Consider the following 24271-nt stretch of genomic DNA (forward strand, 5'->3'; position numbering starts at 1 on the left):
TTGGACGGGGCCAGACGGGCCGGGCGCGCCTTCGAGCGGGCCCTCGCCGACGCGGACTACGGACGGGCCTGCGCGCTACTGGCTCCGCAGACCCGGCAGCAGCTCCAGGAGGACGGGCACAGCGAGCACAGAGCGTGCGGCCCGACGCTACGAGAGCAGGTGCTGCCGGCAGCCGGCCCGGTGCGCGCTACGCAGGTGCACGGGCGGCAGGCCCTGCTGCGCCTGCAGAACGACACCCTGTTCCTGTCGCAGTTCCAAGACGGGTGGAAGGTGGTCGCCGCGGACTGCACATCGCAGGGCGACCGGCCCGACCGCTCCCTGGGGGTCGTGACGGCCCTGCTGTTTCTCCTGTCCTGGCTCGCACAATCCATCGCCGGCACGGCCGCCTACAACGAGCAGCAGCTGCGCCGACTCCAGTCCCCGTTGCCTGGGCCGACTACCTGGCGTCGGCCGACTTCTGGAACCGCTCGCTGCAGAACTGGCAGTCCGAACTCCTGGCCGTGGCCGCCATGGCCATCCTCTCCGTATACGTGCGCCAGCGAGGATCCCCCGAGTCGAAGCCCGTCGGCGCCCCGCACCATGCCACGGCTGTGGAGGGCTGAAATCACATGTCAGATGTCCTCTTCGCGCCTGTCGCGGTCTTCTCGGAGCGGGTCCTCCGCTCGGTGGCGCTGGAGCTCCTCGGGGCTCTTGCCGCGGGACGGCGTGCCGGGCTCAGGGCTCAGGGGCTCCTGGTCGGGCCGCTGGGGGCGCGTCTGTTCCTCGCGCCCTTTGCCGGGTTCTAGCCTCTTGTCCTTCATTCCGCCCATGGCGGCAACTCCTAATGCGTGAGGGGGTCGGCGTGTTCCCGTCGTCCACGCCGACTTATTGATCGTTTCAGAATGAGGTTCGCAGACGGCGGAGGCATACGAGGCTGCAGGCCAGTTCGAGCAGGCCCTGGTGGAGATCGGCGCGTTGTTCGTAGCGGATGCGGAGCCTCTTGAACTGGTGCATCCAGGCGAAGGCGCGCTCGACGACCCAGCGCACCTTGCCCAGTCCAGAACCGTGAGCGACGCCACGGCGGGCGATCCGGGGCTTGATTCCACGCTTCCAGAGCAGGCGGCGGTACTTGTCGAAGTCGTAGCCACGGTCGGCGTACAGACGTCGGGGCTTGCGGCGGGGGCGTCCCCGCCGACCCCGAATCGGCGGAACGGCGTCCAGCAACGGTAGGAGCTGGGTTACGTCATGTCGGTTCCCGCCGGTCAGTGTCACGGCGAGCGGCGTTCCGTGGCGGTCGACGATCAGGTGATGCTTGGAGCCGGGGCGGGCACGGTCAACGGGCGAGGGGCCGACGTGATCCCCCCTTTCAGAGCTCGGACGTGCGACCCGTCCACGGAGCAGTCGTCCAGGTCGAGAAGGTCAGCGCGGCGCAGTTCGGCGAGTATGGCGGCGTGCAGACGCGGCCAGACACCAGCCTCGGTCCAGTCCCGGAGCCGGCGCCAGGCAGTTGCTCCGGAGCAGCCCACGGTCTCGGCGGAAACATCTCGCCACGCGACACCGGTCCGCAGTACGTACATGACGCCGGCGAGTGCGGTCCGATCCGGCACACGCAGGCGTCCGGGAAACCTGTGGCGGCGCTCGGGCGCCGGTGGCAGTAGCGGGGCGATTCGCGCCCAGAGGTCGTCGGGAACTGGGTCCGCGGGCATGCCGGACACGTTGCCAAGATGGATCATCCAGTTCAAGAGTGCGGCGCCAACTGCGGGCCCGCCTCACCAACTCTGGTAGAAGCCGTCGTCGTCCTCGTTCGGCTCCAGCGGTGCGAACTGCCGCAGCTTGCCGCCCCTGATCATCCAGATGCGGAAGAACGCCTCCTCCTGATCCATCACCAGGAGCTGCACCAGATTCGGCTCGCGCCACTGCGTCTCGAACACACGATGCTTGAGAGCGTCGAGATCTGCGTGGTTCAGAGCACCTGCCCACACCTCGCACTCCGGGTTCTTCCAACCACCCCAGCGATGGGTTTCAGGACTCGTCAGCGGTTCCAAAGAGCCCACTCCGCGGCCCTCTCGGTCAGCATGACGAGGCGCGTCGGTCCGCAACCACGCACTCAGCTCCTCTGCGTTCGCACTGTCCGCCGCGCCAATCGAAATCATCACGTTCGCCACCCAGCTCATAGCGATCGTTCTACAGCAGCAGTCAGCACACCTGGCCAGCCGCCTGCTCACAAGCCTTCGTGCTCCGAGACCCAGTCCTCATTCTGAAACGATCAGTTGGGCCGTGGCGGCACGCAGGGCCGGCAGTAGCTTCGTGGCGGACCACTCCAGGAAGGGTTCCTGCTGGTCGCCTCCGATCTGGATCAAGGCGACCTCGGTGAACCCCGCCTCGGCGTAGGGGCGCACCGCGTCGACTACGGCGTCCACGTCGTCGCCGCAGGGGATGGCCTCGGCGACGTCCTCGGGCCTGATGTGCCGGGCGGCCTGAGCGAAGCCCGCGGGACCTGGGAGTTCCGCATTGACCTTCCAGCCGCCGAGCGCCCAGCGGAACTGGTCGTGCGCCCGGGCCACCGCCGCATCGCGGTCGGGGTCGAAGGAGACCGGGAGCTGGCCCACGCTCGGTTTGCCGACGCCTCCGTACGCGCCGAAGGCGGTCAGCAGCTCCTTCTTCGGCTCGGTGGCTATGAGCAGGTCTCCGAAGCGGCCCGCGATCTCGCATGACCGGTCCCCCGATACGGCGATCCCGATCGGGGGACCCTCGTCGGGGAGGTCCCACAGCCTGGCGTTCTCGACGTCGAAATGGGCACCGTGATGGCTGACGTACCCGCCCGCGAACAGGGAACGGATGATCCCCACGGCTTCCTCGAGCATGTCCAGGCGTACGTGGGCAGCGGGCCAGCCCGTACCGACGACGTGCTCGTTGAGGTTCTCGCCCGAGCCGAGGCCCAGCCGGAAGCGCCCCTGGGACAGGAGCTGCATCGTGGCGGCCTTCTGCGCGATCACCACGGGGTGGTAGCGGAAGGTCGGACAGGTCACGTACGTCATGAGCGGGATCCGCGACGTCGCCTGTGCGGCGGCGCCCAGGACGCTCCACGCATACGGCGCGTGTCCTTGCTCCTCCAGCCAGGGGAACGCATGGTCCGAGATGACGGAGAAGCCGAAGCCGGCCTGCTCCGCGTGCACCACGTGGTCGACGAGCTCCCGTGGCCCGGCCTGCTCGGTCATCATCGTGTATCCGATGCGCACCATGCCGGGCGCCTAACCGATTCGGCCACCTTGAAACGTGCCCGGGCCTCCGGCCCGGGCGGCGCCGCGCTCCGCGGCCTCGGGCGGGGTGACCCGGGTCGAGATCCCGCAGCGCCCGGTACTGGAGCAGCGGGGGTGGCGGACCCTCGATCCGGCCGGTGAACCAGCTGCGCACTTGCTCGAGGACCGGGCTGCCCGCTTCGCCCGGACGCCAACCGACGGCTCTGAACTTGTCCACCCGGTCGCCCGTCTCCTCTCCGAACAGCTCCGCCAGCGCCCGGTCCTCCCGGCGGAGCACATGCACGGTGAGGTACTCGGCCTCGCGAGCGACGCGGTGGGTGTGGTTGGCGGTCGACAGCCAGACGGTGAACCTTGGCGGGTCGATGGAGCACTGCGAGGCGAAGCCCACCAGGCATCCCGCGCACCCGGCGGCGGCGGAGGCGGCCGTGACCACGTACATCGGTCCGTCGTGCACGTCGGTGAAGTGGTCGAACTCTGCCGTCACGGCGCCTCCTCGCGCGCTCTCCCGGCACCGAGTCACATGCCGAGGTCGAGGAGCGCGTTCTCCACGACCTCGGTGAGCGCGGGATGGATCCAGTACGGGGACTTGGCGAGGGTGACGGCGTCGATGCCCAGAGTCGCCGCCAGGACGAGGGGCTGGATGAGTACGGAGGCCTGCGCGCCCATCAGGTGGGCGCCGAGGATCCGTCCGGTGCCGGGCTCGGCGAGGACCTTGCAGAAGCCGGTGGTGTCCTCCATCGCCCAGCCGTAAGCGATGTCGCCATAGCCGGCCGTGCCCACCCGGTAGTCCAGTCCCCTGTCGCGGCAGTCCTGTTCGGTGGCGCCGACGGAGGCGATCTGCGGTTCGGTGAAGACCGCCGCCGGCACCAGGTCGTGGTCGGCGGCGATCAGGTGGTCCGGGTTGCGGAGGTTGTGCGCGACCACTTCCGCCTCCCGGTTGGCCACGTGCTTGAGGGGCACCGGGGAGCAGATGTCACCGAGCGCGAACACGCCTTCCACGGTGGTGCGCTGGTGCGCGTCGACGAGTACGCGGCCGTCGTCGTGGGTGGCGATGCCGGCCGCTTCGAGGTGGAGCCGGTCACTGTTCGGAACACGGCCGACGGCAACGAGCAGCATGTCCGCCTCGATCGTCGATCCGTCGTCCAGGGTCAGCAGCAGCTCGCCCGGTCGGCCACTGACCGCCGTGACCTCCCGACCGAGCCTGAGGTCGTAGCGGGAACGGACCAGCTCGGTGAACCGCTCAGCGACCGTCTCGTCCTGCGGGCCGAGCAGGCGCTCCTCCTTCTCCACGATGACGACGGAGCTCCCCGCCGCAGCGAACACCTCGGCAAGCTCCGCGGCGATGTACCCGCCGCCGAGGACCGCCAGACGCCTGGGCGGGGCGTCGATGCGCATCACGGTGTCGGACGTCTCGTAAGGCAGCCCCGCTCCGGCGACGGGACCGGGCACGAGCGGACGGCTGCCCGCCGCGACGACGATCTGCCCGGCACTCACGTCGACGGCACCCTCCGCCCGGTCGATCCGCAGGGTCCGCGGGCCGGTGAACCGCGCCCTGCCCTCGTACACGGTGACCCAGTCCTCATCCATACGGCCCCTGCGGCCCCGGTCCCGTTCGGCATCCAGCCGTCCGAAGACCCGGTCGCGCGCTTCCCGCCAGCGCACCGCTCTCAGCTCGGCGTCCACGTCGAACGTCCCGGCTTCCCGGACGGTACGCGCGACGTGGGCGGTGTGGGCGAGCATCTTGCTCGGGACGCAGCCGGCGTTCAGGCAGGTTCCGCCGAACCAGCGCTCCTCGACGATGGCCACGTCGAGGTCGGCGAACGAGTCGTCGATGACGGCATTGCCGGATCCCGCACCGATGACGACAAGATCATGATGGCGCATCCGGCCAGCCTACGAGGCTCCTCGGCGGGCCGGTCCGCCGACGCGCTGACCCCGGCCCCGGCCGCCGCCCCGAGGCGGCCCGGCGCGGGAGCCCGGCTCAGGTGGTCAGGAGGCGGTTGAAGAAGGAGCGGTAGCGCCGAAGGGCAAGGCGGAGGTCCTCGGTGGCGACTTCCCCGCGGCTCTGCCATTGCTCCTCCAGGGCACCCTTGCGTTCGGCGAAGGTGCCGGCCAGGTGCTGCATGACGGAGGCGACCAGCGCGTCCGCCTCGCGGACGGATTCCCTGGGGCCGTCCACGAAGCCCCCCTCTGGATCCGGGCCCACTGGTCCCGGAACCCCTCCGCCTCGGACTCCGGCAGCAGCGGAGCCTCGTCCCCGAGCGGGGCGGCGGACGTACCGGAAGGTGCTCCCGCGACCGCGGACGTTCCGGCCGCGTCCTCGTACGCATCGGTGCTCGCATCGGCCGCGCTGCGCACCTGCACCTCATGGGCTCTGCGGTAGTGATCCAGGGTGCGGCCTTGCTCCACGGACAAGTCGTGCAGGGGCTGCTCGTACCTCTCCATCGGAAATCCGCGGTCCCGCATCAACCGGATCACCAGCTGGTCCGCCCGGGCAACGGCATCGACGGGGCGCTCCACGAAGTTCTCACCATCGCCTCGACACCCACCCCATGAGCAGGAGCTCTGCGGGCGTCGGCGCAATAGCGGGCAGAGGCCGGCCGGAGCAGGCCGGCGCCTTGGTTAGCGGCTCTCCCCCGTTGGGGGCCTGTCGTTCGGGTGCAGTCGGGGCCCGCGCGGGATCGCGGCGTGGCAGCGGGTAAGCGTCGTGCATGAACTCACGCACCCTCGACACCTCGCCCACGGCTGGCCAGACCGCGGCCCTCGACACCGCCTCGGCATGCTGGCTGAAGACCCTGGACCGGCTCGAGCGGACAACGGTGGCCGATCCGGCCATCAGGGTGCTGCAACGGGGCATCCGTTCGCTCCCCCTGGGCGGCATGCGCGATCTGTTGCGTGGCAGGCCGCTGGGCCACCCCCTGCACCCCGTGCTCGTGCAGGTGCCCATCGGCTGCTGGCTGTCGGCTTCGGTACTGGACTTCGTGCCCGGGGCACAGCGCGCGACGACCACCCTGACCGCCGTCGGCCTGGCGGGCGTCGCCCCGGCAGCGGTCGCCGGCTGGGCGGACTGGGCGGATCTGCCGCCGGAGCAGGCCCGGGTCGGTCTGGCCCACGCGGCCTCCAACGTGGCTGCGGTGGCCTGCTACACCGCGTCCCTGACGGCGCGGCTCCGCGGCCGCTCGGCGAAGGGCCGGCTGTGGGCTCTGGGCGGGATGGCTGCCGTGGCCGTCAGCGGTGCGCTGGGTGGGCACGTGGCCTACCGACAGGCTGTCGGGGCGCACGCCGCGACGTGAGGGAGCGCAGCCCCTGCGCACCGTCGCCGAGCCGGCGCTTCTCTCCGGAGGTGGGCATCGCGGCGTGGTCAGGATGATCGGGGGTACGGCGAACCGTTTTGAGCCTGCCTCCAGGAGGTGGTCGCGCCCGCCGGGCAGCTCGTCGACGATGTCGCGTTCCACCGTGGCGAAGGGGGATGGCCTCGCAACTCGGCGAAACCGCACGGGGCTGCACGGCTCCGCTGACCGACTGGGCGAAGCCCCGCCACGTACGGTGACCGCCGTGCTCAGCCTTTCTGCCCTCACCTCAGAACGCGGAGCGGGCCGTCAGCTCTTGGCGCTGGGAACCGCTAGCGGCTCTACGGGAGCCTTCTTCTCGATCGCAGGGACATCAAGAAAGGGCAGGGCATGAGGAGTGGCAACGACCCCGACCGCCCAGTGGGGGCGACGTCGGGGGCGACACACCTCGGCGTTGGTCCCGACGACAAGTCCACAAAGACGGACAGCTACTTCGCTGCCTCGGCCCGAAGGGTGCCGGCGCCGATGGCGCCCCGGAGGACGTCGGCGATCTCCTCGGGCCTGAGGTCGATTCCGTCGAGCCCCTCGACGATCAACGGGATTTCCTCCAGCGCGTACTCGCCGCGGCCCTCGGCGCTGAACTCGGGACCGGTGCGGTCGTCGAAGGACCAGGTGGCGATGCGGGCGAGGTAGAAGAGCTGACGCTCGTCGTCGGACTCCATGGTGTGGAGGAGGCGGACGATGTCGGCCTTCCCTGCGATCTCCTCGTGGATCTCCCGGTGGAGAGCGGCCTCCCGGGACTCGTCACCGGCTTCGACACCACCACCTGGCAGGACCCAGTACACCGGGATGCCGGGTTTGGTGCGGCGGATGACCAGCATCGTGTCGTGCGCGGTGACGAGGACGGCTCGGACTCGTTCGATCATTTCGGTCTGTCTCCTTGCTTGTTGGCTTCTCAGTGCAGCAGCCGGCCACCGTCGACGTGGACGGATCTGCCCAGTGATGAACGACGCGGACGGGCTGACGAGGAACGCCACCAGGGCCGCCACGCCTTCGGGGCGTCCGCGTCGTGGGAGGCACAGGCGATTGATGGGCCGTGACCACGCGAGGATCGTCGGAGCTGCTGAGCGCGGTTCCCCGGCCGGCTACGCCTCCAGGGGCCGGCCGGTGAAGAAGGCGGTCAGGACGGGCGCCAGGGCCTGCGGGTCCACGGCGTGGGTCTGGCCGGGGAGGGTGTGCAGGGTGTAGTTGTCGCCGTGGGAGGCGAGTTCCTTCGCCGCGTGGGCCGTGTACGCCTCGCCCGCGCCGCCGTGGGCGACCAGGACGGGCACGCTCACCGAGGACCACCGGTCGGTGGGCAGCGGCCGGCCGGACATGGTGCCGGACATCAGCCGGCCGTCGTAGGGCAGGGTCCGGGCGGCGGCCTCCCACGCGGCCCACACCGGGGTGTTCCGCATGCCGGCGATGTCCTCGTCGGGGAGGGCCAGGCCCGTGGTCAGGAAGTGGGTGAGCGCCTCGGTGGCGCTCCCCCGCGCCAGGGCCGCTTCCACGCGGTCCACGTAGTCGGCGGGCAGGGGCGGGCGGGTGCCGTCGACCACGAACGGCGGCTCGTACAGGGCCAGGGCCGAGACGGAGCTGCCCCGGGCCACGGCCTCCAGGGCCAGGACGGCTCCGGAGGACATCCCGAAGAGCAGCACCGGCCCGCCGACGCTCTCGATCAGCGCGTCGAGGTCGTCGATCTCGCGCTGCACCTCGTAGACGGGGTGGTCTCCGCTGTCTCCGCGGCCCCGCCGGTCGTAGTTGACGACGCTGAACTCGCTTGCCAGGAGGGCGGCGAGCGGTGCGTGCCGGGCCCGGGTCATCAAGGTGCCGCCGACGAGGACGAGTACCGGGCCCGTGGTGCCGTGGCGCTCGGCAGCGATCGCCGTACCGTCGGACGAGACCACAGTGAACATGTCGATTCCCCCAGCATGTGGTTCTGCTGTCCCGTCGTCCCGCGCCCGCGGAGCTCTGGATCCTACCCAGCGCGGCCGGACCGCGAGCCCCCCACCCCCGTGGGAGGGCATCGCTCCGTCCGTGCCGTCCGCGCCGTCCGCGCCGTCCGTACCGTGCGGCCACGAACGCCACGCTACGACGGGGCAGTTCGGCTGCCCCAGGGCAGCACGCGCCAGCAAGGGGACCGACCGCGCCACGGGGGGACCCTGCGCGCCGTGTTGGGGTCCGCATGTGCCTAACCCCCACGACGACCTGGCACTTCGGGCTGGACTATGCTCTGCCGCTGTGGTCTCGCATGCACATCAGGGGACAACCTCCTCCGCCCTCGCCCGTCTGAGCGTCAGCGTCGCGCGACTGGTCGGCATACGTCCGCACGGATACGCCCACTTGCCGGGCATGGCGCCCCAGCACCTCAACGACGACCTGTGCCGCACTCCCTCGGCGACGGCCATCCGGATCGCGGAGCTCACGACGGTCCACGCCCCCTGGACCGACATGTCCGTGCTGCTGGCACAGGCGTCGGGCATCGGCACCCTGGGGGTCTGGGACTACCTGATCACCTCCGCGCCCACCCCGCTCGAAGGTATCCGGGACGCCGCCGCCTACTTCGCCACCGTCGCGGACCCCATGACGGACGGCATGCAGATCACCGAGGACGGCGAGCGCGTCACCATCAGCCACGTCAATCGGGCCGACATAGCCCACGAGGCGGCCTGCGGGATCCGCGGCTACGCGCTCGGTCTGTACCGGCGCCGGCTCGGCGAGGCCGCGGGGCGGTGCCTCGTTCCCCTGCACGTGTCCCTCTCCACCCCGGCGCCGCCGCGGCACGAGGGCCTGATCGAGCTCTACGGCACCCGGAAGATCGAGTTCGAGGCCCCGACCAGCTCGATCACCTTCCGTGCCTCCGACCTGAGCGCCCCGACGCCGCACGCCCAGCCCGGGCTGTCGGCCGTGCTCCGCCGGCACGCCGAGCAGAGCCTCGCGAGCGCGATCCCGCTGCACGACTGGCTGAACCTGTTCCGTACCGCCCTTGCGTCCGCGCACGACGCGGGCGCGCCGACCCTGTCCTCGGTGGCGCAGCGCATGGCCCTCAGCGCGCGGACCCTCCAGCGCCGCCTCGAGGAGCACGGGACGACGTGGAGCGAGGAGGTCGGGACCGTGCGGCGGGACCACATCACGCGGCTGCTCCACGACACCGACCTGAGCGTCGACTCGATCGCCGCCCGGAGCGGTTACGCCGATGCCCGCGCCCTGCGCCGGGCCGTCCAGCGCTGGTACGGGACCACACCCGCGGCCCTGCGTCGCGCGGGGCACGGCAGCGACGTTCAGGCCGGGGTGTAGCCGCGGGCTCGGACGTGCTCGTGGGTGAGCCGGGTGAACGCACCTGCGGCGGAGCTCCGGTAGGCGTTCTCGCGTCGCAGGAGGGCGACGGTGCGCGTGGGCAGGGCCGGTTCCAGGGCGACCGGAGCCAGATGGGGGTGGTCCTCCGTGACCGCGTCGGGCAGGACGGTCGCGAGGTCGGTGCGCCGGACGATTTCGGTGAGGGTCTGGACCGAGTTGGCCTCCACCGCGATGCGCGGCCGTACCCGGTGGCCGGCCAGATAGGCGTCGATGTGCCCGCGGGTGGCGAAATCACCGCTGAGCAGCGCCAGTTGACGGTCCGCCAGACCGGTCACGGGCAGGGGTGGGTGCGGGTCGGCGGCGGGGGCCGCCGGGCCGGCGGCGGTGACGAGGCTGAGGGTCTCGGCGTACAGCGGGGTCGCGGTGATCCCGGGCAGGTGCGGGCCGTCGAAGGCGATCCCCAGGTCGAGTTCGTCGGCGAGCAGGCCGGCTTCGATGCGGTCCTGGGCCATGTCCTTGACGTCCAGGGTGATGCCGGGGTGGCGGGCGTGGAGCTCCGCCGCCAGGGGCCCGACGAGGTAGGCGGTGAAGGTCGGCGTCACGGCCAGCCGCAGGTGGCCCCGGGAGAGGTCGGCGACGTCGTGGACGGCGCGTTCCGCGGCGGCGAGGTCGCGCAGGGCCCGACGGGCATGGAGGACGTAGGTCTCGCCGGCGTCGGTGAGGCGGACGCCGCTGCGGCCGGTGCGGTCCAGGAGCTGGACGCCGATGGTGCTCTCGAGCTGCTTGATCTGCTGGGACAGGGTCGGCTGGGAGATCCGCAGCTCTTCGGCGGCGCGGGTGAAGCTCGCGTGTTCGGCGACGGCGAGCAGATAGCGCAGGTGACGGAGTTCCAGGGCGGCCATGAGACCGATTATAGATCTCATCTATAGCAGAGATGGCCAATGCGTCTTGGACGCTATAGGCGCAGGTCGTGCATGGTGGATCTCGTCGGCCCGACGGGTCGGCAGGCAGCGAAGGGAGTCACCATGCACGACCTCATCGAGGGCGTCGCGCAGTTCCGGCGGGAGGTCTATCCGGCCAAGGCGGAGCTCTTCGCCCGGCTGGCGACGACCCACCGGCCGCGCACCCTGTTCATCAGCTGCTCCGATGCCCGTGTGGTGCCGGAGCTGATCACCCAGAGCGAGCCGGGCGAGCTGTTCGTCATCCGGACCGCGGGCAACCTCGTGCCCGCCCACGCCCCCGGCACGGACGGGGTGGCGGCAAGCATCGAGTACGCCGTGGCCGTCCTGGGTGTGAGCGACATCGTGGTGTGCGGGCACTCCGCCTGCGGAGCGATGACCGCCCTGGCCGAGCGGCACGACCTCAGCGGCGCCCCGGCGGTCGCCGTCTGGCTGCGCCACGCGGACGCCTCGCTCGCCCGTACCGGCGCCGCGCAGGACGGGCGGAGGGTCGACGCCCTGGTACGGGAGAACGTGCTAGCGCAGTTGGCGAACCTGGCCACCCATCCCTCGGTGGCCCGCGCCCTGGCCGCGGGGTCGGTGACCCTGCGCGGCTGGGTCTACGACATCCGTGCCGGGGGCATCGAGGAACTCGGCACCTCCCGGGCGGCCTCCCCGACGAGCTGACCGCCGCCACCCCTCGGGTCCCCGACCCGCATTCCCGCCTCCACCCCACCCCACCCCATCCGCCGCTCGCCCCCATCCCCCGGTGCGCGGCTCGTCCGAAAGGAAGCCCTCTCATGGTGCACGCACAGTTCGACAACACCGCCCGCCAGGCCCTGGCCGTCAAGGCCGTGGACGCCAAGATCCGCGAGGACCTGACCTGGCAGCGGATCGCGGACGCCGCCGGCCTGTCGGTCGCCTTCGTCACCGCGGCCGTGCTCGGCCAGCACCCGCTGCCCCGGGCCTCGGCCGAGGCCGTGGCCGGCCTGCTGGGCCTGGACGCCGACGACGCGGTGCTGCTGCAGACCATCCCGACCCGCGGCTCGGTCCCCGGCGGCGTCCCCACCGACCCGACGATCTACCGCTTCTACGAGATGCTCCAGGTCTACGGCACCACGCTGAAGGCCCTGGTGCACGAGCAGCTCGGCGACGGGATCGTCTCCGCGATCAACTTCAAGCTCGACGTGAAGAAGGTCGCCGACCCCGACGGCGGCGAGCGCGCGGTCATCACCCTGGACGGCAAGTACCTGCCGACGAAGCCCTTCTGATCCGCCCTCGCCCGCCTCGCCCGCTCTCGTCCGCCCTCGCCCGCCCGCGATCAGCGGTGGAGCCGTCGGCTCCAGTCCTCGGGGAGCCGGTCCGCCGGACCCGGGGCCGGCTGGTCGGACGGGTGGCCGGACGGCGGGGTCAGCTCGGGGCCGGACTCGTACAGCTCGTTCGTCGCGTAGTCCCAGAACCAGTCCTCACCCGGTTCGTAGCTCTGCACCAGGGGATGGCCGGTCGCCTTCCAGTGGGCGGTGGCGTGCTGGGCCGGCGAGGAGTCGCAGCAGCCGATGTGGCCGCACTGGGCGCAGCGCCGCAGGTGGAACCACCAGCCGCCCGCGGCATCGCATTCGACGCAGCCGCTGCCGCTGGGCGGGACGCTCGGGTCGACTCCGTCGATGGCGGTCATGCGGGCTCCTCGGAGGGCTCGGGATCGGCTGCGGACTCGGATTCGGGATCGGGCTCGGGCTCGGACTCGGGCTCGGATTCCGGTGCGGTCAGCGGGAGCAGCACCTGGAAGCGGGTGTCGCCCGGGACGGACTCGACCTGGAGGCTTCCGTGGTGCTTGTTGACGATGATCCGCCAGGAGATGTCCAGGCCGAGACCGGTGCCCTCGCCGACGGGTTTGGTGGTGAAGAAGGGGTCGAAGATGCGGCTGCGGATCTCGGACGGGATGCCGGGCCCCGTGTCGCGGAACTCCACGAGCAGCCGTTCGCCCTCGCGTGCCGTGCGGACCGTCAGGGTGCCCTCGCGACCCGTGCTCCCGATGGCGAAGACGGCGTTGTCGATGAGGTTGGTCCACACCTGATTGAGTTCCGCGGGGTAGGCCGGTACGTCCGGCGCGGAGCGGTCGTACTCCTTGACCACCCGGATCCGGGGGCCGATCTTCCCGGAGAGCATCAGCAGGGTGCTGTCGAGGAGTTCGTGGACGTCGACCACCCGGTGCGGGGCGCGGTCGAGCTGCGAGTACTGCTTGGCGGCGTCCACGAGGTGCGAGATGCGGGTGGTGGAGTCGTCGATCTCGTCCATCAACAGTTCGGTCTCGACCGTGTAGTTGAGCCAGCCGAGGGCCGCCGGCAGGAGGTCCTCGGCCACGCGCGCCGCGACCTGCTCCAGCCAGTCCGTGTCCAGGCCCGCCTGGACGAAGACCGGTGCGATGCGCCAGCCCTCGGGGAAGCCGTGGTCCTCCAGCCAGTCGGCGATCTCGTCCTCCCGGTCGGAGGCCTGCAGAGGGCTCAACACCGGGGCCTTCGCCACCCGTTCGACGGTGCGTTCCTGGATCTCGATGAGCTCGGCGATGGCCTCTCGCGGGTAGTTGCCCTGGGAGATGTGGGCCAGCTTGTGCCGCATCTTGCCGACGCGCTCGCGCAGGGTGGCGGTGGCCCGGACGGCTGCCGCGGCCGGGTTGTTGAGCTCGTGGGTGAGCCCCGCGGACAAGGAACCGAGGGCGAGGAGCCGTTCGCGCTGGCCGATGACCTGTTGGGTGCTCCTCGCGCCGAAGAAGAGCCCCTCCAGCAGGTGCGCGGCCATCGGGAACCATTCCCGCATGACGTCCGAGAAGGACTGCGCGGGCAGGACGAAGAACCGTGTCGGCTCGGTCACCCGCATCGTGTTGTTGTACGTCTGCGGGACCCGGTCGCCCAGGTAGGCCTGCATGGCGCCCGCGTACACCCCGCGCTGGGAGGTCCGGCCGACCTCCACCTCGTCGCCGCCGACCCGGCGGGACAGCACCACCGTGCCCTCGATCATCACGTAGAAGCAGGTGGCGGGGTCGCCCTCGGCGTACACGGGGCCGGTGTCGAACCGCTCGATGCGGCCCTCGGCGCACAGCCGCCCGAGCTGCTCCGGGGTGAGCTTCTCGAAGAGGAAGAGCGAGCCGATCTCCTGCGGGGAGCACGGCATCGCCTGCCCGCTCACGACTCCTCCAGGTACCGGTGGACGAGCATCACGGCCATGGCTCCCTCTCCGACGGCGGACGCGACCCGCTTCGCCGACCGGGCGCGCGCGTCGCCCGCCACGAACACTCCGGGCACGCTGGTCTCCAGGTGGTAGGGCGGCCGGTCCAGGGCCCACTCGGCCGGGGGCCGCCCGTCCGGGGTGAGGTCGGGCCCGGCCAAGATGAAGCCGTGGTCGTCGCGCAGCACCGTACCGTCCAGCCAGTCGGTGAGCGGGGCCGCGCCGATGAAGACGAACATCCACTGGGTGTCGACGAGTTCGGTCGCGCCGGTGTCCACGTCGCGCAGCGTGAGCTGCTCCAGGTGGCCTTCGCCGTGCGCCGACTCGACGGTGGTGCGGGTGCGCACCGTGATGTTCGGCATCTCCTCGATCTGCTGGATCAGGTAGTACGACATGGACGCGGCCAGGGACTTCCCGCGCACCAGGAGCGTCACCGATTTCGCACCGCGGGCGAGGTACATGGCCGCCTGTCCGGCGGAGTTGGCGCCGCCGACGACGTACACGTCCTGCTCCAAGCAGGAGGAGGCCTCGGTGAGCGAGGAGCCGTAGTACACGCCGCGGCCGGTGAGGCCGTCGCAGCCCGGCGCCCCGAGCTGCCGGTAGGAGACTCCGGTGGCCAGGATGATGCTCTGCGCGCCGATCGCCGAGCCGTCGGAGAAGCGGACGACGCGCGCCGCGCCGTTGACCTCCAGTCCGGTGACCTCGCGTGCCGTGAGGATCTCGGCGCCGAACCGGCCGGCCTGGCGGCGGGCGCGTTCGGTGAGCTGGGCGCCGGACACTCCGTCGGGGAAGCCGAGGTAGTTCTCGATGCGGGAGCTCTGCCCGGCCTGTCCGCCGGTCGCCGACCGCTCGACCAGTACGGTGCGCAGCCCCTCGGAGGCCCCGTACAGCGCGGAGCCGAGTCCGGCCGGGCCTCCGCCGATCACGACGAGGTCGTAGAAGTCGGCGGTGGGTGTGGTCGCGAGTCCCACGTGGGCGGCCAGGTCGGGTGCCGCCGGTTCGATCAGCACGGTGCCGCCGGGGGTGACCACCACGGGCAGCCGCTGACCGTCGACCCCGGCCGCCCGGAGCAGCCGCTGCCCCTCCGGCTCCTCGCAGGAGTACCAGCGGTACGGGACCTGGTTGCGGGCCAGGAACTCCCGCACGGCCGACGAGGGGGCCGACCAGCGGTGTCCGACCACTTTGGTGGCGGGCACGGGCCGGTGGTCGCCGGTGCGCCAGGCGGTGAGGAGGTCGTCGACGACGGGGTAGAGCTTCTCCTCGGGCGGGTCCCACGGTTTGAGGAGGTAGTGGTCGAGGTCGACGACGTTGATCGCGTCGATCGCCGCGTTGGTGTCGGCGTAGGCGGTGAGCAGGACGCGGCGCGCGCCCGGGTACACGGCGAGCGCCTCTTCGAGGAACTCGATGCCGTTCATCTGCGGCATGCGGTAGTCGGCGAGGATCACGGCCACCAGGTCGCCGCGGAGCTTCAGCTCGCGCAGCGCCTCCAGTGCGGATTCACCGGACTCGGCGCGCACGATCCGGTAGCCGGAGCCGTACCGTCGCCGCAGGTCACGGGCGATGGCCCGGGACACTCCCGGATCGTCGTCCACGGTCAGGATCACGGTCCTCGCCGTGTCGGCGGCCTCTGTCATGGCTCTCCCACCCCGAGCGGCCTGCGCTGGCGGCGTCGCGGCGAGCCGCCCGCACCCGGTTCCCGTCCATCCTAGGGTCGATCGTCCGGGTCCGCGCGGACGGGGGGTGGCGGGCCGGGCGGCCGGGGCGGGCGGTACGGGGCGGGCGGCCCCGGCAAGCGCTCCCGGGCGGGCGATTCCGGCGGGCGGGCGCCCTCACCGGCGGAAATTCCGTACCGCGGCGGCGGGAAGTGGATCAGACTCGCCCCATGGCTGACATGGTGGCGTTCGGGGATGCGGTGACCGCGTGGGCGGCCGGTGACGCCGGTGGACTCGGTGACGTCGGGCATGCCGGGGAGGCCGCGGACACCGCGCGCGAACTCGCCGCGCGGCTGCCCGTACGGACCGTCGTGCTGCTCGAAGGCGCGAGCGACGCCGAAGCGGTCGACGCGCTGGCCGTGCGACGGGGCCGGAACCTGGCCGCCGAAGGGGTCTGCGTCCTGCCGATGGGCGGCGCCATGAGCGTGGCGCGCTTCGCCGGCTTCCTCGGTCCGCGGGGCCTGGGCCTGCGCCTCACCGGTTTGTGCGACGAGGCGGAGCGCGGCTTCTACGAGCGCGGCTGGGAGCGGGCCGGTGCGCCTCCGCAGGGCTTCTTCGTCTGCGCGGCGGATCTGGAGGACGAGCTCATCCGCGCGCTGGGCGTGGCCCGGGTGCACGAGCTCGTCCGGGACGAGGGGGACGACCGCGCCCTGCAGACCTTCCTGCGCCAGCCCGCGCAGCGGGGCCGCACGGCTCAGCAGCAGGTGCGGCGCTTCCTCGGTACGAAGAAGGGGCGCAAGATCCGCTACGGCCGCGTCCTCGTCGAGGCCCTCGACCCCGGCCGCGTACCGGCGCCCCTCGACGGCCTGTTCGCGAGCCTGTAGCCCGGCCGCGTGCGGGCGGGCGCTCGGGTCAGCCCAGCTGCTCCAGGAAGAAGGCGGCGGCATCCTCGCCGGCCCTGACCCGGGCGGTCGGGTCTGCGGGCTCCGGGGCGAAGAAGTCGTCGTGCCGGACGGCCGGGCCGATCGAGCGGCCGCTCGCGGTGGGGACGTACTCCAGATAGGGCCGCGTGTCGGACTCGTACGGGGTGATCGTGTCCGCTCCGCCCCAGCGGACGGCGAACGGTACCCGTACGGCTTCCAGGCTCTCCCGGGTCACCAGGGAGCCGATTCCCGGAGCCATCTGGAAGACCGCCCGTACCCGGGGATCGGAGAGGTCGCCGTCCGCGCCGTCCAGTGTGCGCCGCGCATCCTCCTCCTGCGGGTACTTCGCGCGCAGGGCCTCCAGCACCCCGGGGAACTCGGGGATCTCCGGGAGCGGCACCTCGCCCGTGAGGACGGCCCACAGGATCCCCGGATCGACGCGGGCCCCGGCCAGTGCCGCGGCCGTGTAGCCGCCGATGGAGAAGCCCGCCACGCCCACCGGGCCGAGGGGTTGTTCCCGGGCGAGCACGTCGAGGGCGAAGGAGATGTCCCGGGGCCGTTCCCAGGGGTGGAGGAAGCCCTCCGGCTCGTAGCCGTCGACGAAGTTGTTGCCGTGGTGGTCGAGGGCCACCACCCGGAACCCCGCCGCGTGCAACGGGCCCACCAGCCACTCCATCTCGCTGCCCGAACCTCCGGTGCCGTGCGAGACGACGACGAGCGGGGCGGGTGCCTCCGCCGCTCCCGGGCCCGCCGTTTCGCCCGTGTCGCCCGGGTCCCCCGAGCGGGTCGGCTCCCACAGGTACAGGCGGACCGGCCGTGGCCGGGACGGATCGCCCAGATCGGGGCGGGACTCGTCGTACAGGACGCGTATCAGCGGCTCTGGCGCGGAGAGGATCATGCCGGCATCGTAGCGACGCGACGCGCGGTGCCTGCCAAGCCCCCGCGGATCAGCGCATCTTGAGCACGTGTCCGGGCGCGAGGGCGGCGGAGATGCGTTCGGCTATGGTCTGGGCCGAGTTGCCCTCGGGGCTCTTGGGGCCCTGGGTCACGGTGACGGAGATGGCGAGCTTCTCCGCCGGCAAGTAGGCCTGGATGGCCGCGTAGCCGGAGAAGGACGGGTTCGTCAGGATCCAGTCGTCGACGACGATCACGCCCAGTCCGAAGTGGTGGGCCGCCGTGTTGGTCAGGAGGCAGACGGTGTCCGGGCAGGAGTCCGTCGGGTGGCCGAGGCCGATGGTGCCCGGGTCGAGCTGGGTCTTGAAGGACTTCGCGGACAGCAGTTCGCCGGTCCCGATGCCGCGCGCGGACCGGTCCAGGTCGCAGATGTTCTGGACGAGGACCGCACCGGGCGCCGTGGTCCAGGAGGGGTTCCAGAAGGTGGACTCCTCGTAGGTTCCGCGCTCGGAGGTGAAGGCGTGCAGGACCGGTTCCGGGATCTGCGGGGTGTACTGGTTGCTGGTCGCGCTCAGCTCGAGCGGGCCGTACACGCGCTCCTTCAGCAGCCGGTCCAGCGGGAGGCCGCTGATCTTCTCCAGCGCCTCGCCGAGCAGTGCGAAGTTGGCGTGCGAATAACTCCAGTTGGTGCCCGGCTTGTAGAGGAGCGGCTTGTCCGTGGCGATGCGGATGACCTCGGCCGCCGTCCACTTGCGGAACGGTTTGGCCTCCAACTCGGCGAGGAAGGCCGGGTCGGTGACGTAGTCGTGCAGGCCGGACGTGGAACTGCCCAGCATGCGCAGGGTGATCTCGGATCCGTGCGGAACGTCCGGAAGCCAGCGGGACACGGGGTCGTCGAGCGAGGCCTTGCCCTCCTCGACGAGCTGGAGCAGGACGGCGCCCATGTAGACGATGGCCACGGACCCCGTACGGAATTGCATGGACGGCTCGGCCGGGACGCTCGTCATCGATTCCCCGAGAGCCGTGGTGAGCACCTCGCCTTCTGCGGAGGAGACCCGCAGGACCACCGCGTTCAGGCCGAACTCCTTCTGGGCCTGCTGCGCGATGGTGAGGACCTTGAGCGCGTCGCCCTGGGCGGGGCCGGGAGAGTTCACGCATGCCCCGGGGGGCGCGGCGGCCGGCTCCTGGCCCGCGGCCGTCCCCGCCGGTAGGGCCGCGCCCATCAGACCGGCGATGCACAGCAAGACCGTACGAGTACGCCTCACGCTCCCAGTATGGACGGGCCCGGCCCGGGGCGCATGTGGTGTCCCCCGCGGTCCCTCCGGCGGGAATCAGGGACGAACCTTGCCGAACCGGACAGGTTTTCCGCCCCATCTCGACCTGACGGTCATTCAGGTGACGAGAACTGCCCCGCGGGGACTTCCAGAGCCATGTGATGTGTGCCATGTTACATCGCACACTGCACAGCCGTGTACACGACAGAGTTGAAATCCCCACCAACTCCCGTCGACGTCACGGTCCGCACCCCTCGTCCGCCGCGTTGCCAGCGCGGCCGCAGACCGGCTCGGAGGCCCACCCCTCATGCGCAGTTCCCCCACCACGAAGGGCCGTGCCCGGCCCCTGATAGCCGCTCTGGCCTGTTGTCTGGGCCTGACGATGCTCGCCCCCGCCGGCCAGGCCTTCGCGCGCGAACCGAAGCCCGCCACGCCCGCTCCGGCCCCGAGGTCCGGCGCGGCCCCGCAGCCCTCCACCCCGGCCGCCGCGGCCGCCGCCCTCAGGGCCGAGCACGCCGCACGCCCGGACGCGAACCTGTCCGAGCGCGCCCCGCTCCGGGCCACCAAGGAGGACGCGCGCACCGAACAGCAGGCCTCCAAGGCGAAGTTGGCGCCCGGCGCCGCCGCCGCGGCCGAGGCACTCGCCGCGGCCTGCAACGTCGCGGACTTCACCTCGAAGACCGGGGCCGCGCTGGTCCAGCAGATCAAGTCCTCCGAGATGGACTGCGTGAACTCGCTGTTCCTACTCAAGGGCAACGACGCGAAGGCCGCCTTCCGCGAGGCGCAGATGGTCTCGGTGGCGGACGCCCTGCGCACCGTGGCCGCCAACTACCCCGGTGACAACAGCACCAAGACCGGGCAGCTCGTGCTCTTCCTGCGCGCCGGCTACTACGTGCAGTGGTACAACGAGTCCACCGTCGGCACCTACGGGCCGGCCCTGAAGAGCTCGATCCGGGGCGCCCTGGACACGTTCTTCGCCGCTCCGCGCGCGGCCGACGTGACCGACGCCAACGGCCCGACCCTGGGCGAGTCGGTCATCCTGATCGACAGCGCCCAGGAGAACGCGCGCTACCTCGGCGTGGCCAAGCGGCTGCTGACCGGCTACAACTCCTCGTACGACAGCTCCTCGTCGATGGTCGGCGCCGTCAACAACGCCTACACGGTGCTGTTCCGCGGCCACCAGACCGCCGAGTTCCTGCCCGCCGTGCAGGCCGACCCCAGCATCCTCACGGTGCTGCGCGACTTCGCCGTGGCCCACGACAACCTCCTGGGCACGGACAAGAGCTACCTGACGGCCAACGCCGGCCGGGAACTGGGCCGTTTCCTCCAGCATTCGGCGCTCCAGGCGACCGTGCGGCCGCTCGTCAAGCAGCTGCTGGACCGCACGTCGATCACCGGACGGACCGCCTCCCTCTGGGTGCCGCTCGCCGAGATGACCTCCTCGTACGACGCCACCAACTGCTCCTCCTACGGAACCTGCGACCTTCCGGCGCGGGTGCGCGCCGCCGTCCTGACGGTCAACCACACCTGTAGCCCCAGCCTCCGGATCGTCGCGCAGCAGATGACCACCGCCGAGCTCGGCGCGAGCTGCACCAGCCTGGCCAACCAGGACGCCTTCTTCCACAACGTGGCCAAGGACGGCGGCCCGGTCGCCAACGACAAGAACACCGCGCTCGAGGTGGTGGCCTTCGACTCCAGCGCCGACTACCAGACCTACGCCGGTGTCATCTTCGGGATCAGCACCAACAACGGCGGCATGTACCTGGAGGGCGACCCCTCGGTCACCGGGAACCAGCCGCGCTTCATCGCCTACGAGGCGGAGTGGGTCCGGCCGCAGTTCCAGATCTGGAACCTCAACCACGAGTACACCCACTACCTCGACGGCCGCTTCAACATGTACGGCGACTTCGACGCCGGCATGACCACCCCGACCGTGATGTGGGTCGAGGGCTTCGCCGAGTACATCTCCTACTCGTACCGTGGCATCACCTACGACCGCGCCGTCACCGAGGCGGGCAAGAACACCTACAAGCTCAGCACGCTGTTCGACACCACCTACGACAACTCCGACTCCACCCGCGTGTACCAGTGGGGCTACCTGGCGGTGCGCTACCTGATCCAGTCGCACCCGCAGGACGTGGCCACGCTGCTCGGCCACTACCGCACCGGCAACTGGGCGGCCGCCCGCACCCTGCTCACCTCCACCATCGGCACCCGCTACGACGCGGACTTCGCCGCCTGGCTGGTCAAGTGCGCGGCCGGAGACTGCGGCGGCGGCACCACCCCGCCGGTCAACCAGGCCCCGGTGGCCGGGTTCACCGCCGCCGTGAACGCCCTGGCGGTCACCTTCACCGACACCTCCACGGACGCGGACGGCACCATCGCCTCCCGCGCCTGGAAGTTCGGTGACGGCACCACTTCCACCTCCGCCAGCCCGGCCAAGACCTACGCCGCGGCCGGTACGTACACCGTCCAGCTCACCGTCACCGACAACAAGGGCGCCACCGCCACGACCAGCAAGGCCGTCACGGTCGGTACCGCCGGGCCCGGCGAATGCACCAGCCCCGACGTGCGGGTGCTGGGTGACAACTGCCGTCGCTCCAACGTCTCCGCCACGACCGGCAACTACGGCTACTTCTACCTGGACGTCCCGGCCGGCACCGGCTCCCTCAAGGTGTCCGTCTCGGGCGGCACCGGCAACGCCGACCTCTACTACAGCCCCACCGGCTGGGCCACCACCAGCAACTACACCGCCCGCTCGGCGCAGAGCGGCAACAGCGAGTCGCTGACCATCAACAACCCGGCGGCCGGACGCGTCTACATCAGCCTGTACGCCGTCCAGGGCTTCGCGGGCGTCACCGTCTCGACCCAGTTCGGGACGGCCCAGGTGGAGTGCGCGGACGCCGACATCCGGGTCCTGGGCGCCGACTGCAGCCGCTCCAACGTCTCCGCCACCGCCGGGAACTACCGCTACTTCTACGTGAACGTCCCGGCCGGCACCGCCTCCCTCAAGCTCACCGTCTCGGGCGGCACCGGCAACGCCGACCTCTACTACAGCCCCACCACCTGGGCCACCACGAGCAACTACACCGCCCGCTCGGCCCAGACCGGCAACACCGAAACCCTCACGATCAACAACCCCCCGGCCGGCTACCTCTACATCAGCCTGCACGCCGCACAGGACTTCGCCGGAGCCACCGTCTCCAGCCGCTTCTGAGCCCTGACGGCACACCGGCCCCCGTCCCTCCTCGGAGGGACGGGGCCGCTTCCGTGTGCCGTGTGTCACCCCGGAGGCGCAGGGAACTCCGAGCCCCCGAGCGCTTTTTCCCCCGCCCTAATGGGCGGAGCACTGCGCAGGATCAGAGGTTTCACCAGCGCAGGACGGCCCAGGCGCGGTGCGGGAGTTCGGGGTCCAGGCGCAGGGTGTGACCCCGTCGGCCGGTGTCCGCGGGGCGGGGCTCCGCAAGGGGCGCCAGGACGGTGGCCGCGACCGCGTCCGGGAGCGCGGGCAGGTCCACCACGGGCCGGGCGGGGTCCTGGCAGCCGTTGGCCACGGTCAGGGTGGTGACACCGTCGGCGTGTGAGAGGTGCGGGATCAGGTACGGGCCGCCGCTGACCAGGGGCAGGCGGGCATCCTCCCCCTCCAGGAAGCGGACCGTGCGGTGCAGCAGCCGCTGCGCGTGGCCGTCGGCCGGCAGCGTGTGGGGCTCGGTCGCGGCGAGTACGGCGACGCGTCCGCCGAGGGTGTTGGTGAAGACGGTGCGGCCCGCCCCCCAGGCACGGCCGTCCGGGGTGCGGACCTCGCTCCAGCGCTGTGCCCCGGGTGCCTCCCGGAGCCGGACGAGGGCGGGTTGGGTGTTGACGCTGAGGAGGAGACCCGCGAGGTCCTCGCCCGCTGCGGCGCACAGGTGCTCGGTGGCGTACGGGCCCGGCCCGCCGGGGGTGGCCGGGGCTTCGCGGTCCACCGGTTCGGCGTCGGTCAGCCCGAGGAGGGGTCCGAAGCCGCGCCGGTGCAGGATCACCGCGGCGGTACCGTCGATGAGCAGGCCTCCGGCCAGCAGGGCCCGTACCGCCTGGTCGTCGAAGGCCCAGGCCGACGGGCCGAACAGGGCCTGCACCGGGGCGGTTTCGGCCGTCACGGGTACTCCGTAGCGGAGCAGGAACTCGGCCGCCGGGCCCGGGTCGACGGCCAGCTCGGACAGGTCTCCGCCGTGGGCCCGCACGTGGGCCGCGGCGTCCTGGGCGAAGGGCAGGCCGACGCCGAGGGTGCGCTGCCCGCGCGGGTGCTGCCGGTGGACGAGGTCCAGCGCGGGGCGGGCGCGGCGGAGCAGTTCGGCGATCCCGGGATGGCTGCCGGGGTGGGCGCCGTGCATGGGGTGGAGGTTGAGCAGCAGGGCGTCCGCTCCGGAGAGCTGGGCGGCGACCATCTCCGACCAGGTCTGGACATCGGACTTGGACCAGGCGGTGTGCGGCCAGTTCTCGATCTCCGGCTCGCTGTCCACGCACTCCGGTCGCAGGGAGCGCTGCAGTTCCGGCATCCACAGCTGCCTGGCGAGCTCGCGTCCGGGGGCGTCCGCGTACGGGGCGAAGTGCGGGCGGTGCACGGCGCGGCCTCCGGGGGCGGCCAGGGCCCCGAGGAGAGCTCCCCAGTCCCGGCCCTCCACGGAGGCGGCGTCCAGGCCCGAGCTCATCAGTCCGGTGCGGGAGCGGCCGGCCGAGCGCCGGTGGACCTCGGCGGCCACCTGTGCGGCCACCTCCTGCTGCGCGGTGCGCCAGACCTGCTGCCACAGGGCGCGCAGCGGGTGCGGGGGTCCGGGGGCGGTGAGTGCGGCGACGAGTTCCGGTCGTGGGACCGGGCGTCCGGCCAGGGCGGCCAGCCGGTCCAGCATGAGGGGTTCGAAGCCGCCGCCCCAGTCCAGCGGGGCGTGGTTGTGGAAGCGGAAGTCGTCCTCCAGCCACAGCACGCGGAAGCCCAGTTCGGCGAAGCGTCCGTAGTGCCCGGTCAGCCAGGCGCGCCAGCGCGGGCAGGCGAAGGAGGCCTGGGCCGCGGAGACCTTGCCAGTCGGGGACACCATCGGTGCGAAGCCGTGGGTGTCGGTGCGGCCGCGGTCGGCGTGGCCGGTGGTCACCCAGGGGTTGAGGCTCACGTCGAGGCCGGCCCCGAGGAGGACCTCCTGCGCGAGGGCCGCCGCTTCGTACCAGAGGTCCTCGTCGGGTCCGGAGAGGTGGCCGGCGAAATGCTCCTCGGCCCCCAGGAGCAGCACCACTTCCGCCACTCCCGCGTCGGTGCAGGTCTTGGCGAGTTCGGCCGCCGTGGCCGCGACGGCGGCCGTGCCTTCGTACGGATGGATCTGGAACCGCAGGTGGTACCGGGCACTCACGCCGTCGGCCTCCTCGCCGTCAGCTCGCGGCCGGACGATCCGTCGAGCAATTAGTTTGGTTAGGATCTGAATTAATGAGGGTCCCGTCAACCCCGCGGGCCGCATCCACTCTTGAACGCGGA

The 24271-nt window shown here is 71.5% G+C and carries 21 protein-coding genes and 2 pseudogenes; 8 read left to right on the forward strand and 15 right to left on the reverse strand.

Annotated features, from left to right (window positions below):
* Window positions 1-312 precede the first annotated feature (312 nt).
* Both ACE1OC_RS01290 and ACE1OC_RS01295 read left to right on the forward strand, forming a co-directional pair.
* Window positions 313-602: pseudogene (locus tag ACE1OC_RS01290) on the forward strand (DUF6766 family protein); the annotation flags it as partial.
* Window positions 603-608: 6 nt separating this feature from the next.
* Window positions 609-785: a hypothetical protein gene (locus ACE1OC_RS01295; protein WP_407835363.1), complete on the forward strand. Its 177-nt coding sequence runs from the start codon at window positions 609-611 to the stop codon at window positions 783-785.
* A gap of 91 nt (window positions 786-876) precedes the next feature.
* Here the strand turns inward: ACE1OC_RS01295 and ACE1OC_RS01300 are convergent.
* From ACE1OC_RS01300 to ACE1OC_RS01325, 6 genes and pseudogenes are all read right to left on the reverse strand, one after another.
* Window positions 877-1685 (reverse strand): IS5 family transposase gene (locus tag ACE1OC_RS01300; RefSeq protein ID WP_407841453.1). Its coding sequence is split into 2 segments (ribosomal slippage): window positions 877-1346 and window positions 1346-1685, totalling 810 coding nucleotides; the frame shifts between segments, so codons are not numbered across the junction.
* Between the two features lie 63 nt (window positions 1686-1748).
* Window positions 1749-2153 (reverse strand): squamosa promoter-binding protein 15, encoded by a 405-nt coding sequence (locus tag ACE1OC_RS01305; RefSeq protein ID WP_407835364.1) that lies wholly within the window; start codon window positions 2151-2153, stop codon window positions 1749-1751.
* Window positions 2154-2231: 78 nt separating this feature from the next.
* A complete protein-coding gene (locus ACE1OC_RS01310; protein WP_407835365.1) occupies window positions 2232-3221 on the reverse strand; it encodes an LLM class F420-dependent oxidoreductase in 990 nt (329 codons plus the stop codon).
* Window positions 3222-3300: 79 nt separating this feature from the next.
* Window positions 3301-3678: pseudogene (locus ACE1OC_RS01315) on the reverse strand (flavin reductase family protein); the annotation flags it as partial.
* A 77-nt stretch (window positions 3679-3755) separates the two neighbouring features.
* Window positions 3756-5123 carry a mycothione reductase gene (locus ACE1OC_RS01320; RefSeq protein WP_407835366.1) on the reverse strand — a complete coding sequence of 456 codons (1368 nt, stop codon included), beginning with the start codon at window positions 5121-5123 and terminating at the stop codon, window positions 3756-3758.
* Between the two features lie 97 nt (window positions 5124-5220).
* On the reverse strand, window positions 5221-5418 hold the full coding sequence (locus ACE1OC_RS01325; RefSeq protein ID WP_407835367.1) for a hypothetical protein: 198 nt from the start codon (window positions 5416-5418) through the stop codon (window positions 5221-5223).
* A 532-nt stretch (window positions 5419-5950) separates the two neighbouring features.
* On the opposite strand from ACE1OC_RS01325, the gene ACE1OC_RS01330 reads away from it, so the two are divergent.
* The gene (locus tag ACE1OC_RS01330; protein WP_407835368.1) at window positions 5951-6532 is read left to right on the forward strand and encodes a DUF2231 domain-containing protein; all 582 of its coding nucleotides are present in this window, start codon (window positions 5951-5953) and stop codon (window positions 6530-6532) included.
* 485 nt (window positions 6533-7017) lie between these two features.
* Here ACE1OC_RS01330 and ACE1OC_RS01335 read toward each other — a convergent pair whose 3' ends face one another.
* A complete protein-coding gene (locus ACE1OC_RS01335; protein WP_407835369.1) occupies window positions 7018-7455 on the reverse strand; it encodes an NUDIX hydrolase in 438 nt (145 codons plus the stop codon).
* Window positions 7456-7674: 219 nt separating this feature from the next.
* Window positions 7675-8484, reverse strand: coding sequence for an alpha/beta fold hydrolase (locus ACE1OC_RS01340; RefSeq protein ID WP_407835370.1), 810 nt, complete (start codon window positions 8482-8484; stop codon window positions 7675-7677).
* A 436-nt stretch (window positions 8485-8920) separates the two neighbouring features.
* On the opposite strand from ACE1OC_RS01340, the gene ACE1OC_RS01345 reads away from it, so the two are divergent.
* Complete coding sequence (locus ACE1OC_RS01345) at window positions 8921-9865, forward strand: AraC family transcriptional regulator (RefSeq protein WP_407835371.1); 945 nt, start codon at window positions 8921-8923, stop codon at window positions 9863-9865.
* Here ACE1OC_RS01345 and cynR read toward each other — a convergent pair.
* Window positions 9850-10767, reverse strand: a complete 918-nt coding sequence (cynR, locus tag ACE1OC_RS01350) for a transcriptional regulator CynR (protein WP_407835372.1) — start codon at window positions 10765-10767, stop codon at window positions 9850-9852. The genes ACE1OC_RS01345 and cynR overlap by 16 nt on opposite strands.
* A gap of 123 nt (window positions 10768-10890) precedes the next feature.
* Here cynR and ACE1OC_RS01355 point away from each other — a divergent pair, with 123 nt between their 5' ends.
* Window positions 10891-11490 carry a carbonic anhydrase gene (locus ACE1OC_RS01355; protein WP_407835373.1) on the forward strand — a complete coding sequence of 200 codons (600 nt, stop codon included), beginning with the start codon at window positions 10891-10893 and terminating at the stop codon, window positions 11488-11490.
* A 113-nt stretch (window positions 11491-11603) separates the two neighbouring features.
* Window positions 11604-12074, forward strand: a complete 471-nt coding sequence (gene cynS, locus ACE1OC_RS01360; protein ID WP_250745754.1) for a cyanase — start codon at window positions 11604-11606, stop codon at window positions 12072-12074.
* A 50-nt stretch (window positions 12075-12124) separates the two neighbouring features.
* Here cynS and ACE1OC_RS01365 read toward each other — a convergent pair whose 3' ends face one another.
* Genes ACE1OC_RS01365 through ACE1OC_RS01375 form a run of 3 tightly spaced genes read right to left on the reverse strand, consistent with a single transcriptional unit; the run spans window position 12125 to window position 15659 of the window.
* Entirely contained in the window at window positions 12125-12478 is a 354-nt protein-coding gene (locus tag ACE1OC_RS01365) for a UBP-type zinc finger domain-containing protein (protein WP_407835374.1), read from the reverse strand.
* Entirely contained in the window at window positions 12475-13986 is a 1512-nt protein-coding gene (locus ACE1OC_RS01370) for an ATP-binding protein (protein WP_407835375.1), read from the reverse strand. Before ACE1OC_RS01370 ends, ACE1OC_RS01365 begins: the two co-directional genes overlap by 4 nt.
* Window positions 13983-15659 carry an FAD-dependent oxidoreductase gene (locus tag ACE1OC_RS01375; RefSeq protein WP_407835376.1) on the reverse strand — a complete coding sequence of 559 codons (1677 nt, stop codon included), beginning with the start codon at window positions 15657-15659 and terminating at the stop codon, window positions 13983-13985. Before ACE1OC_RS01375 ends, ACE1OC_RS01370 begins: the two co-directional genes overlap by 4 nt.
* A 248-nt stretch (window positions 15660-15907) precedes the next feature.
* Between ACE1OC_RS01375 and ACE1OC_RS01380 the strand changes: the two genes are divergently transcribed.
* Complete coding sequence (locus ACE1OC_RS01380) at window positions 15908-16561, forward strand: TOPRIM nucleotidyl transferase/hydrolase domain-containing protein (protein ID WP_407835377.1); 654 nt, start codon at window positions 15908-15910, stop codon at window positions 16559-16561.
* Between the two features lie 28 nt (window positions 16562-16589).
* On the opposite strand, the gene ACE1OC_RS01385 is transcribed toward ACE1OC_RS01380, so the two are convergent.
* The gene (locus tag ACE1OC_RS01385; RefSeq protein WP_407835378.1) at window positions 16590-17498 is read right to left on the reverse strand and encodes an alpha/beta hydrolase family protein; all 909 of its coding nucleotides are present in this window, start codon (window positions 17496-17498) and stop codon (window positions 16590-16592) included.
* Window positions 17499-17547: 49 nt separating this feature from the next.
* Window positions 17548-18759 carry a serine hydrolase domain-containing protein gene (locus ACE1OC_RS01390; protein ID WP_407835379.1) on the reverse strand — a complete coding sequence of 404 codons (1212 nt, stop codon included), beginning with the start codon at window positions 18757-18759 and terminating at the stop codon, window positions 17548-17550.
* Window positions 18760-19075: 316 nt separating this feature from the next.
* Between ACE1OC_RS01390 and ACE1OC_RS01395 the strand changes: the two genes are divergently transcribed.
* Complete coding sequence (locus ACE1OC_RS01395; protein ID WP_407835380.1) at window positions 19076-21985, forward strand: collagenase; 2910 nt, start codon at window positions 19076-19078, stop codon at window positions 21983-21985.
* Window positions 21986-22136: 151 nt separating this feature from the next.
* Here ACE1OC_RS01395 and ACE1OC_RS01400 read toward each other — a convergent pair whose 3' ends face one another.
* Window positions 22137-24149 (reverse strand): hypothetical protein, encoded by a 2013-nt coding sequence (locus ACE1OC_RS01400; RefSeq protein ID WP_407835381.1) that lies wholly within the window; start codon window positions 24147-24149, stop codon window positions 22137-22139.
* Window positions 24150-24271: the final 122 nt, after the last annotated feature.

It is taken from the genome of Streptomyces stoeckheimensis, assembly GCF_045822005.1.
GTDB classification, from domain to species: Bacteria; Actinomycetota; Actinomycetes; order Streptomycetales; family Streptomycetaceae; genus Streptomyces; species Streptomyces stoeckheimensis.